15 protein-coding genes are annotated in these 12,529 nt (G+C 74.2%); 8 read left to right on the top strand and 7 right to left on the bottom strand.

Going from position 1 to position 12,529, the window contains the following annotated elements; all coding sequences use genetic code 11:
* Positions 1–2 precede the first annotated feature (2 nt).
* Positions 3–887, top strand: a complete 885-nt coding sequence (locus ACIP4X_RS21270; protein WP_391454708.1) for a Cof-type HAD-IIB family hydrolase — start codon at positions 3–5, stop codon at positions 885–887.
* Positions 888–971: 84 nt separating this feature from the next.
* Here the strand turns inward: ACIP4X_RS21270 and ACIP4X_RS21275 are convergent, their stop codons facing one another.
* The 3 genes from ACIP4X_RS21275 to ACIP4X_RS21285 all read right to left on the bottom strand — a co-directional run bounded on the left by ACIP4X_RS21275 (position 972) and on the right by ACIP4X_RS21285 (position 2,959).
* Positions 972–1,637 carry a DUF3566 domain-containing protein gene (locus tag ACIP4X_RS21275; protein WP_391454707.1) on the bottom strand — a complete coding sequence of 222 codons (666 nt, stop codon included), beginning with the start codon at positions 1,635–1,637 and terminating at the stop codon, positions 972–974.
* A gap of 96 nt (positions 1,638–1,733) precedes the next feature.
* Entirely contained in the window at positions 1,734–2,285 is a 552-nt protein-coding gene (locus ACIP4X_RS21280; RefSeq protein WP_391454706.1) for a hypothetical protein, read from the bottom strand.
* Positions 2,286–2,476: 191 nt separating this feature from the next.
* Entirely contained in the window at positions 2,477–2,959 is a 483-nt protein-coding gene (locus ACIP4X_RS21285) for a ferritin-like domain-containing protein (protein WP_391454705.1), read from the bottom strand.
* Between the two features lie 227 nt (positions 2,960–3,186).
* On the opposite strand from ACIP4X_RS21285, the gene ACIP4X_RS21290 reads away from it, so the two are divergent.
* Positions 3,187–3,960, top strand: coding sequence for a TSUP family transporter (locus tag ACIP4X_RS21290; protein WP_391454704.1), 774 nt, complete (start codon positions 3,187–3,189; stop codon positions 3,958–3,960).
* Between the two features lie 12 nt (positions 3,961–3,972).
* On the opposite strand, the gene ACIP4X_RS21295 is transcribed toward ACIP4X_RS21290, so the two are convergent.
* On the bottom strand, positions 3,973–4,134 hold the full coding sequence (locus tag ACIP4X_RS21295) for a hypothetical protein (protein ID WP_358730483.1): 162 nt from the start codon (positions 4,132–4,134) through the stop codon (positions 3,973–3,975).
* Positions 4,135–4,444: 310 nt separating this feature from the next.
* Between ACIP4X_RS21295 and ACIP4X_RS21300 the strand changes: the two genes are divergently transcribed.
* Together ACIP4X_RS21300 and ACIP4X_RS21305 are read left to right on the top strand one after the other, a co-directional pair.
* Positions 4,445–5,560: a protein kinase domain-containing protein gene (locus tag ACIP4X_RS21300; protein ID WP_391454703.1), complete on the top strand. Its 1,116-nt coding sequence runs from the start codon at positions 4,445–4,447 to the stop codon at positions 5,558–5,560.
* Between the two features lie 75 nt (positions 5,561–5,635).
* Entirely contained in the window at positions 5,636–6,106 is a 471-nt protein-coding gene (locus ACIP4X_RS21305; protein ID WP_358730485.1) for an RpiB/LacA/LacB family sugar-phosphate isomerase, read from the top strand.
* Here ACIP4X_RS21305 and ACIP4X_RS21310 read toward each other — a convergent pair.
* On the bottom strand, positions 6,103–7,170 hold the full coding sequence (locus ACIP4X_RS21310; RefSeq protein WP_358730643.1) for an MGDG synthase family glycosyltransferase: 1,068 nt from the start codon (positions 7,168–7,170) through the stop codon (positions 6,103–6,105). The two genes, ACIP4X_RS21305 and ACIP4X_RS21310, sit on opposite strands and share 4 nt — an antisense overlap.
* A gap of 299 nt (positions 7,171–7,469) precedes the next feature.
* Here ACIP4X_RS21310 and ACIP4X_RS21315 point away from each other — a divergent pair, with 299 nt between their 5' ends.
* The 4 genes from ACIP4X_RS21315 to ACIP4X_RS21330 all read left to right on the top strand — a co-directional run bounded on the left by ACIP4X_RS21315 (position 7,470) and on the right by ACIP4X_RS21330 (position 11,138).
* Positions 7,470–8,318, top strand: coding sequence for an SDR family NAD(P)-dependent oxidoreductase (locus ACIP4X_RS21315; protein WP_391454702.1), 849 nt, complete (start codon positions 7,470–7,472; stop codon positions 8,316–8,318).
* Positions 8,319–8,326: 8 nt separating this feature from the next.
* On the top strand, positions 8,327–9,439 hold the full coding sequence (locus ACIP4X_RS21320; RefSeq protein WP_391454701.1) for a DMT family transporter: 1,113 nt from the start codon (positions 8,327–8,329) through the stop codon (positions 9,437–9,439).
* Between the two features lie 71 nt (positions 9,440–9,510).
* A complete protein-coding gene (locus ACIP4X_RS21325; protein WP_391454700.1) occupies positions 9,511–10,266 on the top strand; it encodes a polysaccharide deacetylase family protein in 756 nt (251 codons plus the stop codon).
* 77 nt (positions 10,267–10,343) lie between these two features.
* Positions 10,344–11,138 (top strand): cobalt-precorrin-6A reductase, encoded by a 795-nt coding sequence (locus tag ACIP4X_RS21330; RefSeq protein WP_391454699.1) that lies wholly within the window; start codon positions 10,344–10,346, stop codon positions 11,136–11,138.
* Here the strand turns inward: ACIP4X_RS21330 and cobF are convergent.
* Entirely contained in the window at positions 11,089–11,868 is a 780-nt protein-coding gene (cobF, locus tag ACIP4X_RS21335) for a precorrin-6A synthase (deacetylating) (RefSeq protein ID WP_391454698.1), read from the bottom strand. The genes ACIP4X_RS21330 and cobF overlap by 50 nt on opposite strands.
* Before the next feature lie 67 nt (positions 11,869–11,935).
* On the bottom strand, positions 11,936–12,493 hold the full coding sequence (locus ACIP4X_RS21340; protein ID WP_391454697.1) for a DUF309 domain-containing protein: 558 nt from the start codon (positions 12,491–12,493) through the stop codon (positions 11,936–11,938).
* Positions 12,494–12,529 lie beyond the last annotated feature (36 nt).

The following is a 12,529-nucleotide window of genomic DNA, read 5'->3' on the forward strand; positions in this document are numbered from 1 at the left end:
ACATGCCCAGCACACCCTCGCCCCTGACCACCGCCTCCGAACCCGCCTCCGGGACGCTCACCGACCCCGCCGGCATACGGCTGATCGTCACCGACATGGACGGCACGCTCCTGGACGACGCCAAGCGGATCCCGGCCGGACTGTGGCCGACCCTGGCCGAGCTGCGCCGCCGCGGTGTGCTGTTCAGCCCCGCGAGCGGCCGCCAGTACGCCACGCTGGCCGAGCAGTTCGCCGGCCACGACGAGGGCATGGTGTTCATCGCGGAGAACGGGACCTATGTCGTCCGGGACGGCGTGGAGCTGAGCTCCGACCCTCTGGACCCGGCCGTCGCGGCCCGCCTCGTCGGTGCCGTACGGGAACTCGCCGCCCAGGGCGTGGACGTGGGCGCCGTGGTCTGCGGCAAGCGGTCGGCCTACGTGGAACGCGCCGACGAGGCGTTCCTGACCGAGGTCCGCAAGTACTACGTACGGCACCGGATCGTGCCGGACGCGGCGGCCGTGGACGACCACATCATCAAGGTGGCCCTGTTCGACTTCGGGTCGGCCGAGCGGACCACCGCCCCGGCGCTGGCAGCGTTCGCCGAAACCCACCAGGTCGTCGTCTCGGGCGAGCACTGGGTCGACGTCATGAACCGCACCGCCGACAAGGGCGCCGCCCTGCGCAGGCTCCAGCGGGACCTGGGGATCACGCCCGCGCAGACCCTGGTGTTCGGCGACTACCTCAACGACCTGGAGATGCTGGACGCCGCCGAGTGGTCGTTCGCCATGGCCAACGCCCACCCCGAGGTCATCGGCCGGGCCCGCCATCTGGCCCCGTCCAACAACGACAACGGCGTCCTGCGCACCATCGCGCGCCTGCTGCACCTGCCGCCCGTCGCCGGCGACTGACCGGCCGGTGCGGGAGCCGGGCGGAGCCCGGGCCCTCGGGGCGGTCAGGGGCTGTCAGCACCCTGGTCAGGGCCGTCAGGGCCGTCAGCCGGAAGTGGTCTCCTCGACCCGGGTGTCCGGATCGTCCCGGTCCCCGCGCCCACGCTCGTCGTGACCGGACCCGCCGTCCCGGCCGTGCCCGCCGTCCCGGCCGTGCCCGGCGGCCTGACCGTGCCCTGCGGCCCGGCCCTTCAGCCGGCGCCACGCGTCGCCGCAGTGGTTGACGAACCCGACATAGCGTGCACCCCATCCGGGTGGCGGGAACCCCACGCGGTCCTGGATCCTGCGCAACACCTGGCCGACGTCCGGCAGCAACTCGGGCCGAGGGTCCGGGCCCGCCGCCGCGTCGTCGGCCAGGGTCAGGTGGACACCCCCGGCGTACTGCGAGGACATGTTGTAGAGGAACGCGCCCAGGGTCGCCAGGGCCGTACCGAATACGACCTCCAGGCTGACGACGCCGGCGGCGATGACGAGCGTCCAGCCGAACGAGGGCCAGCCCTCCGGGTCCATCGCGGTCAGCATGGCCCAGACGAACACCATGGTGACGAGCACGCAGGCCCCGAGGCCCAGCAGCACCAGACAGCTCGTCGTCATCACCGACCAGGGATCGGCCCTTGATACGCGCATGCGTATCAAGGACGGCCGCTGCGGGACGGGCCGCTGCCCGGAGGCGCCCTCGGTGCCGTCCTCCTGGTGCTCGGCTGTGCTCATGCCTTGCTCCTCACGGTGGGTGCGACCGCCCGCGCGGCGTGCATGGCGGCGGCCGGGCCGTGGTGGGGCGGTGCGGAAGTCGGGCGGATGCGGGAATCAGGCCGTGGCGCCGTGGCGCGTGGTCGCGGCGACGATGTGGTGGCGGGTGACACGGCCGATCTCGTGCCAGAACGGCTTCGCCGTCAGATAGGCGCCCAGCACGGAGAGGACTCCGAGGGACACGTCGACGCTGATCCGGCCCTGCTTGGCCCAGTAGACGTCCTGAAGGTCCAGCAGGAGGGCGAACTCGTCGCAGATGAGCGCGGTGCCGCAGCCGTAGGCGGCCGCGACGGCGGGATGCCCGACCGCGCGTTCGTCACCGCGTACGGCGATCAGGCCCACGCCGGTGAGGGTGGCGATGCCGATGTTGTAGTGGTGCAGGTGCTCGCCGCCGGCGGAGATGTTGCCCCAGGGCAGCCAGCCGCCCCGGATGCCGTGCGTGATGACACGGACGGTGCCGAAGGTGACCCCGAAGGAGATCCACGTGATCAGCAACGACCGTTGCACCGGGGTCAGATGCCGGTCCGCCGTCTCACGCCATCTGCTGACGAGCAGGGGCCGGTCCGGGTCCCGACGCCGGCCGCGGTGGCGTGCTTCGGTGAGTCTCATGGCTGACCGGCCTCCCACGCCGAACCGGCGTCCGCGAACGGCGTGCGAGCCGTCCCGGACACCGCCATTGGTGTGCCATGTCGACGTTAGGCGCGGGGCCCTCGTCCCGCATGCCCGTGGCCGCGGGACGGGGCCGCTCGGGTGACGGCAGGTGCCCACGCCGGTCCGACCGGCCCTCCGTCGTACGGCGTTCAGCCGCGCTCGCTCACGTTCTCGGCGGCGAACATCCAGCGCTGCTTCTCCAGTTCTGCCGTGATCGCGATCAGCAGGTCCTGGGTGACCGGGTCGGGCTTCTCCGTCGCGTCGATGCGCTCGCGCAGCCGCTTGATGGCCGCCTCGAGGGACTCGACCATGATCGCCACGACCTCGGCGTCGCGCACCCAGCCGTCCTTGGGGCCGGGCAGCGTGAAGGCCGAGGCGATCGTCTCGGGGCGCCCGTCCGGCGGCAGACCGAGCGCCGCGGCGCGCTCGGCGACCGTGTCGGCGAACTCGCGGGCCGCCGCCACCACCTCGTCGAGCTGGAGATGGATGGACCGGAACCGCGGTCCGACGATGTTCCAGTGTGCCTGCTTCCCGATCAGGGAGAGCCCGAGAAGGTCCACGAGAGTGCTCTGCAGCGCGTCCCCGGTGACCTGAAGGGCCGAGTCGGAGATCGTGCTCTTCACGACAGTCATACGGTGGTTCTCCTTGGGGGTCGTCTCTGGCGGTACGGAGCGCTGCGACGCGTTCGTCCTCGCCGGTCCCGCCCACGCTGCGCAACCGCTCCCTGAAGGCGCGGGTGCCCTCGCCACGAGGGAGTAAACAACCGCTTGCCCCAGGTGGGGCGCCCCTTGTGCCGGCCGACCGCCCGCCCGGGGGGCCTTACGTGCCGCGGTTGTCAGGACATAACATCGGTCACCGCATGAACACGATGACGCTCTGGAACATCTCCGGGTGGGGATTCGCCGCGCTCGCCCTCGCGGCCCTGCTCGTCGGCTTCTCGAAGACCGCGGTCAGCGGGGCCAACACGGTCAGCCTCGCCGTCTTCGCGGCCGTCCTGCCCGCCCGCGCCTCCACCGGAGTGCTGCTGCCGGTCCTGATCGCCGGCGACGTCCTCGCCGTCCTCACCTACCGGCGGCACGCCCACTGGCCCACGCTGTGGCGGCTGTTCCCGGCGGTCGCGGCGGGAGTGGTCGTCGGCACCCTGTTCCTGATGTGGGCCGACGACGGGGTCGTACGGACGTCGATCGGGGCGATCCTGCTGTTCATGGCGGGGGTGACGGTGTGGCGGCGGCGTGGCGCCGGCCGGGAGGAGGAACCGGACGCGGTCACCACCCGTCCGGGCCGCCTCAAGGCACGCTCCTACGGTGTCCTCGGCGGCTTCACCACCATGGTCGCCAACGCGGGCGGCCCGGTGATGTCGCTGTACCTGCTCTCCGCGGGCTTCCGCAAGCTCGGCTTCCTGGGCACGTCGGCGTTCTTCTTCCTCATCGTCAACGTCTCCAAGGTGCCCTTCAGCGCCGGTCTCGGCCTGATCGACGGCCGCTCGCTGGTCCTGGACGCCGCGCTCGTGGTCTTCGTCGTGCCCGGGGCGCTGCTCGGCAAGTGGGCGGTGCACCGCATCAACCAGCGGCTGTTCGAACAGTTGGTGATCGCGGCCACCGTCGTGGGCGGGCTTCAGCTTCTGCTGCGCTAGCCCGTCGTCCGGTCAGGTCGTCCGGTCCGCGCGGGCGAGGGCCGCCCGGAAGCGGTCGTAGCGTTCCACGTCCCCCACGTCGTCGGCACGGCGCGGCCGTCCCGCGAGGACGCCCCAGACGCTCGCCATGAACACCGTCGCCAGCGGGATGAGCAGCCATGTCAGAGGGGCCACTGTTCGTCCTCTCCTTCCCGAGTGGATCAGCCGGGTAGGGCGACGATGACATACATGATCAGCTCTACATATTTGTATGACGATCGACTCCCCGGTTTTCACTCGGAGGGCCCCGGCGACGAATTCCGAAGGTTTCTTGTCCGGACAATCCGGCAGGTAAGGCCGGACGGGGGTCGGGAGCGCCCCGAGTGATCGTTAGGATGAACGGCGGTTGCCGCGACCCGCATGCGCTGCCCGGCTGCTGCCGCGCCCGCTGCGGGGAGCGGTCGTGAGGGCGGGAATTCGGGGATCTTGAGGGCGGGGCTTACGGGTGCTGGTGGCGGGGCGGTACCGGCTGCAGACGGTCATCGGGCGCGGCGGAATGGGCGAGGTCTGGCGAGGCCACGACGAGGTGCTCGGCAGACCGATCGCGGTCAAACTGCTGCTGAACGACGGATCGGACGCCTCGGCCGAGGCCCGGTTCAGACTGGAGGCGCAGACCTCGGCCCGGCTGAACCACCCGCACGTGGTCGGCACGCTCGACTTCGGTGCCTGGGAGGACCGCTGCTTCCTCGTGATGGAACTGATCGAGGGCGACAGCCTGGCCGGTGAACTGACCGCCGGCGGCCCGCTCACACCGGAACGGCTGGCCCAGGTGGCCCAGCACTCCGCGGAGGGCCTCGCCGCGGCGCACGCCCAGGGCATCGTGCACCGGGACGTCAAGCCCGGTAACCTGCTCAGCGACCAGCAGGGCAGCGTCCGCATCGCCGACTTCGGCATCGCCCGCTTCGTCGACGACCCCTCCGGCGCGCTCACCACCACCGGACAAATCGTCGGCACCGGCCTCTACCTGGCGCCCGAACGGGCCATCGGCACCCCGGCGAGCGCCGCCTCCGACATGTACTCCCTGGGCTGCGTGCTCTACCACCTGGCCGTCGGCTCCCCGCCCTTCGAGGCGTCGACCGCCACCGCCCTGCTCTACCAGCACGTCGACTCCGCGCCCGTACCGCCGCACCAGCGGGGCGCGGCGCTGCCGCCCGCGTTCGAGGCGTACCTGCTGAGCATGCTGGCCAAACGGCCGGAGGAACGGCCCACGGCCCAGCAGGCCGCGGAGTGGTTCGCGGGCGGCGCGTGGCGCGGCGTGCCCGAGCCGCTTCCCCCCGAGCAGTGGGGCGGCGGCGGGGGCCACGGGCAGCACCGCGGTCCGAGCCAGCGCGGCACCGCCCCCTCGCACCGCCGCGCCGCCGCTCCCGCCCCCGCCCGCGCCGGGGCCCCGTCGGGGCGCACCGCCGTGGACTCCGACGGCTGGAACACCAGCGTGCACCGGGTGCCCACGCGCAGACCCGGCGTGCGCTCCTCGCTGCGCCGCCACTTCCGCGTGGCCGCCATCGTGGGCGGCGCCGTCCTGTTCGTCTCCGCGCTGCTCGCCGGGATGGCGTGGTTCTAGCCGGCCTGCCGCTCCCAGGTCGGTACGGACGGGTGCCCCTGGAGTCCGGACGGCGCGCTGAGTAGTCTCCGGCACATGCGGATCTCCGTCTCCTCGGACATGGCCGAACCCGTCGCCCGCTCGCTGGTCGCCCTGCTGCGTGAGCGCGGGCACGAGGTGGTGACCCACGGCGCGCTGCGCCCCGGGGACGACCCCCAGTGGGCGGCGTGCTCGGCCGCCGCGGCCCGTGATGTCGCCGAGGGCCGCTCCGACCAGGCCGTCGTCTGCTGCTGGACCGGCACGGGCGCGTCCATCGCCGCGAACAAGGTGCCGGGCGTACGGGCCGCTCTGTGCACCGACGCCTACACGGCGGACGGCGCCCGCCGCTGGAACGACGCCAATGTGCTGGCGCTCGGCCTGCGGCTGACCTCCGAACCGCTCCTCAAGGAGATCCTCGACGCCTGGTTCGCCGCCGCGCCGAGCGAGGACACCGAGGACCGCGAGAACGTCGCCCGCGTGGGGCGCCTGGACCTCCGGCGGGACGAGACCAGGGGTGACAGACCCTAGGAAGGGCGGCTAGCCCCCACGGCCCGTACCACCAGGTCGAGCGGGTCCCTTCGGAAGAGGGCGCGCCCGGCCGCGATCCGCTCCTCACGGGGCGCGCCCGGCGCCGCGAGACGGGTCAGGGAGCGCAGCAGGGCGTCCGGACCGGGTGCGTGGTCGCAGACGCCGAGGGCCGCCATGCGGCGTACCCCCTCCGCCCCGTGTCCGGGCAGCGGGCGGTGACCGACGACGGGCAGGCCCGCGGCGAGCGCCTGCACGGCTGTCTGCCCGGCCGCGTTGTCCACCAGGGCGGCACACGCGTGCAGCAGCTCCGGCATGTCCGTCACCCAACCGGGGGTGAGGACACCCGGCACGCCGGACAGGGCCCGGCGCAGCCGTTCGTTGCGGCCGCAGAGCACGACCGGCAGGAAGCCGTGCGCGGCGAGCAGCCGGGCCGTGTCGGCCAGGCGCGTGCCCGCTCCCCAGGCACCCGCGGAGACCAGCACGGCGGGCCGCCCACCGCCGTACCGCTCCAGCCGGCGCCGCCATACGGCGGTGCCAGGACCCGCCGCGAAGAACTCCGGTGCCACGACCGGACCGGTCGCCTCCGCCGCCCGCCCGGTGCCCCGCCGTACCTCCCCGGCGGTCTCGTCCGTGAGGCACACATGCAGGTCGTTGCCCGGGTGCAGCCACTGCCGGTGCGCCGCGAAGTCGACGACGACCACCGCGCTGGGCACCCGCAGCGCGCCCCGCGCCCGGAGATGACCGGTGAGCTGGGCCGCCAGATGGAACACCGGCACCACCACATCGGGCCGCCACTCACCCACCAGGCCCAGCAGACGCCCACCGGCCAGCCGGGCCAGCGGAGTACCGCTCGGGCGCGGCCGGGGGCCGGGCGCGAGGAACAGGTCGTAGATGCCGGAGTAGACCCAGGGGGCCTCACGGACGACGGTCCGGTAGAAGCCGCGCAGACCGCTTCCCAGGCCGCCGGGCAGCAGGGCCAGTACGTCGACGACCTGCGCCTCCTTGCCCGCGGCGCGGGCTCGGCGGACCAGCTCGGCGGCCACCGTGTCATGGCCCGACCCCATGCTCGCGCTCACCAGGAGCAGCCGCCGCGCCTCGGTCGGGGACGCCGGGGCCGGCCGGGCGGGCACGTGGCACGCTCCGGGCTGTTCGGTGGCGGGCAGCGGTGGCGGCACGGACGATTCGGACGACACTGGATGTGAGTAACCCTCACCCACCGCAGTCAAACGAACGGGCACACCCTTCCGCCCGTCCCACGTTTCGGGCACAGCCTCCGGGATACTTCACCACCCCGGAGGCCGTCCCGTACCGCCGGGGCCGCACCGGCGGCCCGCGGTCCGTCCGATCCTCGAGGTGCGTCCCGATGTCCCACGCCCCCTCCCGCGTACGGTCCGGCTCCGGCACGCCGGTCGAGGCCCCGGCGGGGCCGAGCGCCGCGCCCGGCCGGACCGGCGGTGCCGCGGCGCCGGGCGGGGGCGCACTGGTGACCGGCGCCTCGTCCGGGATCGGCGCGGCCGTGGCACGGCGGCTGGCCGCGGAGGGCGGCTGGCGCCTGGTCCTCAACGGACGCGACCGCACCCGGCTGGAGGAGGTCGCCCGGGGCACCTCGGCCCTTGCCTACCCGGCGGACCTGTCCGGCCAGGGCGCCGAACGGCGGCTGGCGGATTTCGCACTCGACAGCGTCGGCCGCGTGGACCTGCTGGTGGCGGGCGCGGGCATCGGGTGGGCCGGACCGTTCAGCACCATGCCGCAGCCCGCCATCGACGAGCTGTTCGAAGTCAACGTACTGGCGACGCTGCGCCTGGTCCGGCTGCTGCTGCCCCAGATGATCAGGCAGGGCACGGGCCGCGTGGTCATCATCGGCTCCCTGGCCGGCACGGTCGGCGTCCGCGACGAGGCCGTCTACTCCGCCGCCAAGGCCGCGCTGGGCGCCTTCGCCGACGCCGTGCGCTACGAACTGCGCGGTACGGGGGTGGGCATCAGCCATGTGGTGCCCGGAGTGGTCGACACGCCGTTCTTCGACCGCCGCGGGGTGCCCTACCGGCGCTCCCGGCCCCGGCCCGTCCCGGCGAGCCGGGTCGCCGACGCGGTGTGGGAGGCGGTGTCGCGCGGCCGGGACGAGGTGTACGTCCCCGGCTGGACCCGCCTGCCCGGCCGGGTGCGCGGCGCCGCGCCCGCTCTGTACCGCCGCCTCGCCGCACGGTTCGGGTGACGCTCGGGGTGAACGCGCTCACCATCGTCCTCGCACTGTTCGCCGCGTGCGCCAACGCCGCCGCCTCGGTCCTGATGAGGCGCGCGGCGACGGAGACACCGGAGGGCGGGGGCAGCGGTCGGCGCCCGAGCGGTACGGCGGGCAATGTGCCGGACGAGCGCACCAGCGGTGCCGCGGGCGGGGCGCTGGACGGCGGGGGAGACGGTGACCGGCGAACGATCGGTACGACGGGCGCGATGCCGGACCGGCGCGGCGAGGGCGGCCGAGGTGGCCCCGCCACCCGGACGGCCGAGGGCGGAAACGGTCCGGCCGCTGTCCGCTCGCCGCACGCCGTCAAGGTCAGGCGGCGGCGGTTCTGGTTGTGCGGGGCGGCCATGCTGGCCGTGTCGGCGGTCCTCCAGGCCGCCGCGCTGGCCGTCGGGAGCCTGTCACTCGTCCAGCCCCTCCTCGCGACCGAACTGCTGTTCACGCTGGCGATGGGCAGCATCGTCTTCCGCCGGAGGCCGGCCCGGATCACCTGGCTGTCGTTCCTTGCTCTGGCCGTCGGACTGGCCGTCTTCCTCGGCGCCGCCGCGCCGTCCGCCGGACGCGCCACGGCCGAGGGGTCACGCTGGATCCCGGTCGGCGTCGCCGTGGTGTGCCTGGTCCTCGTACTGATCGGTGTGGCGCGGCTGGTCAAGGGCCCGCCCCGGGCCGCCGTGCTCGGTCTGGCCTCGGCCGTGCTGTTCGCGGCGACGGCCGCCCTCCTCAAGGAGGTGACGGGCCTCTACCAGCAGGGCCTGGCCACGCTGGCGACGAACTGGACGCCGTACGCCACGGCGATCACCGGACTGGCCGCCTTCGGGCTGCTGCAGTGCGCCCTGAGGGCGGGCACGCTCGTCGCCTCCCAGCCCGCCCTCACCCTCGGCGACGCCCTGACGAGTGTGGCGCTGGGCTGGGCGCTGTTCGGGGAGCACATCGCCCTGGGCGTCCGGCTGGTGCCCGAGGCGGTCGGTATCGGTCTCCTCGCGGCGGGCACGGTCGGTCTGTCCCGTTCCCCCGCGGTGTCGGGCAAGTGGGACGCGGAACCGGCGGTCGGCGCGGCTTCCGGCCCGGGAAGGGCGCAGGCGGAGCACCCGTGAGGACGTGTGGGTACGTGAGGAGGAGGCGTCAGTTGGCAGGCGGAGCGGCTACGAGAGGGACCCGGCGGACGGTGGCAGGCCCCGGAAGCCGTCACGCGCGCACCGCGTCGGCGGTCCTCGCGCCGGTGGCCGCCGTCGCGGCCGCGCACATCGTCCCGGCGGCCACCTGGCTGCCCCGTTTCCGTGCCCTGTGCTTCCCCGGCCTCGCCGGAACCGGCCGCCCCGACCACGTCGCACTGACCTTCGACGACGGCCCGGACCCGGTCTCCACACCGCTCTTCCTGGACGAACTGGACCGGCTCGCCGTACGCGCCACCTTCTTCGTCCTGGGCGAGAGCGTGACCCGCCACCCCCATCTCACCCGGCACATCGCGGACCGGGGACACGAACTCGCCGTGCACGGCTGGACCCACAGCCGCCCCTGGCTGCCGGCCCCGGCCCGGGACGCCCGGGAGACCGAGCGGGCGGCCCTCGTCGTGCACGACACCACGGGCAGCCTGCCGCGGTGGTACCGCCCGCCCTACGGCATCCTCACCGCGGGGCGCTGGGCCGCCGCCCGGCGCGCCGGCCTGCGGCCCGTGCTGTGGACCGCCTGGGGCCGCGACTGGACGGCGGACGCGACCCCCGCCTCCGTCCGCGCGACCGTCACCGCGGACCTGCGCGGCGGCGGCACGATCCTCCTCCACGACACCGACCGGGCCTCCGCCCCCGACTCCTGGAAGGCCACCCTCGGCGCGCTGCCCGACCTGATCGGCACCTGCCACGAGGCCGGCTGGTCGGTGGGCCCGCTCGCCGACCACGGACTGCCCCGAACCCGAGCGCTCTGACCCCCGTGCGTTATTGAGTCCCGCTCGCCGACCCCCTCCCGCCGGGCCCCTGCCCTTCACCCCCTACGCTCAACGCCATGTCCTCGCACATCCTGGTCCTCGGTGGTACCGCGGAGGCCCGTGAGCTGGCCGCGGTGCTCGCGGCGCGGGACGGGGTGCGGGTGACCAGTTCGCTGGCGGGGCGGGTGACGCGGCCGGGGGCGCTGGACGGGGACGTGCGGGTCGGCGGATTCGGTGGGGCGGAGGGGCTGGCCTCCTGGCTGCGCGAGCACCGCGTGGACGCCGTCGTCGACGCCACCCACCCCTTCGCCGAGGCGATCACGCGGAACGCGGCGCGGGCCGGGGCGGCGACCGGCGTGCCCGTGGTGGTGCTGCGCAGGCCCGGATGGCGGCCGGTACCCGGGGACCGCTGGCACCCGGTCGACTCGCTGCACGCCGCGGCGGAACTGCTGCCGCGGCTCGGGCGCCGGGCGTTCCTGACCACCGGACGGCTGGGCCTGGCCTCCTTCGCCCACCTGACCGGGACGCACTTCGTCGTACGGTCGGTCGAGCCGCCCGAGCCTCCGATGCCACCGGACACACGGGTCGTGCTCGCCCGCGGGCCGTTCACCGTGCCCGGCGAGAAGGAACTGCTCAGGGCGCACCGCATCGACGTGCTGGTCACCAAGGACAGCGGGGGAGCGGCCACCGCGGCCAAGCTCTCGGCCGCGCGGGAGCTCGGGCTGCCGGTCGTCGTCGTACGCCGTCCGCCGCTGCCGCCGGAGCTGACCGCCGTACCGGACGTAACGGCCGTACTGGAACGCCTCGGCCGGGCAGCCCCGCCTACTCCGCCCCGCCCCCCGGACGGCGGCGCAGCAGATACGTGTCCATGATCCATCCCTTGCGCTCGCGGGCCTCGGCCCGCAGCCGCTCGATGCGCGGCGCGGCCTCGGCGATCGGGCCGGACACGAGGATCTCGTCCGGGGTGCCTATGTAGGCGCCCCAGTAGATGTCGATGTCCTGGTCGGCGCAGTGCCGGAAAGCCTGGTGGGCGTCGAGCATCACCACCACGTCGTCCACCCCCTCCGGGAACCCCTCGGCCAGCCGCCGCCCGGTGGTGATCTGCACCGGCCGGGCGACCCGGTTGAGTCCCGTGCGGTGCCGGGCGACCAGGGCCGAGACGCTGCTGATGCCGGGCACCACGTCGTACGCGAAGTCCACGGTGCCGCGCGCCAGCACCTCCTGGAGGATGCCGAGCGTGCTGTCGTAGAGCGCCGGATCGCCCCACACCAGGAACGCGCCGGTCTCGTCCTCGCCCAGTTCCCCGGTGATCAGCCGCTCGTAGATGTCCGCGCGTGCGCTGCGCCAGTCACCGACCGCGGGGGAGTAGCCGGCGCCGCCCGCCGTCCGGTCCCGCTCCGGGTCGCGGGCCTCCACCACGCGGTACGTCCCCTCCGGTATGTGCGTGCGCAGCATGTCCCGGCGAAGCTCCACGAGGTCCGACTTCGCCTCGCCCTTGTCGAGGACGAAGAAGACGTCCGTGTCGCGCAGCGCCCTGACCGCCTGAAGGGTGAGCTGGTCGGGGTCGCCCGCGCCGATGCCGATCACATGAATCTTTCGCACACCCCGAGTCTGCCGCACGGCACTGACAACGCGTCCACCGGTGCCACACCGACCGCTACCGGCAGCGCTACGCGCCGGCGCGGCGCAGCCGGGGCGCCCGCTCCGCCGCGTCGACGACACCCGCCGCCCCGTTCTCGACGCCGTCCGCCAGCTCCCGCGCCCACGTCACCACCCCGGGCGCGTCCATGCCGTACGGAGCCCGTTCCCCGGTGTCCACCACCCACTCCTCGACGGCCCCCGCGCCGCGCCGCAGCAGCCGGGCGCCGCCCGTGACGTTGCCGCGGGCCGCGTGGGTGAGCCCCACCGCGAGCTGGGCAAGGCCACGCCACAGGGCGCGCTCCCGCTGCGGCCCGGACTTCCAGGCGTCCTCGAAGACCTCGTGCGCGTGGAACGGCTTGCCCGCGTCCAGCAGCGCCTGCGCCTCGGCGACCGTCTCCGGCGGGGTGCGCGCCACGCCCTCGGGCTGCCGCGGCACCCCGTCGGCGCCGTACGGCAGGGGTCTCCCGAGCCCGTCCCGTGGCCGCGCGTTGCGCGCCCGCCCCTCACCGTCCCGGTCCCGCGCGCCCGCCGGCCCGCCGGAAGGAGTACCGCCGGAGGATGTGCTGCCCGAGGAAGTGCCGCTCATACACCGATTCTCCCCGACCCCGCGCCCCTTTTCGGC

The organism is Streptomyces sp. NPDC088817 (assembly GCF_044750345.1).
Lineage (GTDB): Bacteria > Actinomycetota > Actinomycetes > Streptomycetales > Streptomycetaceae > Streptomyces.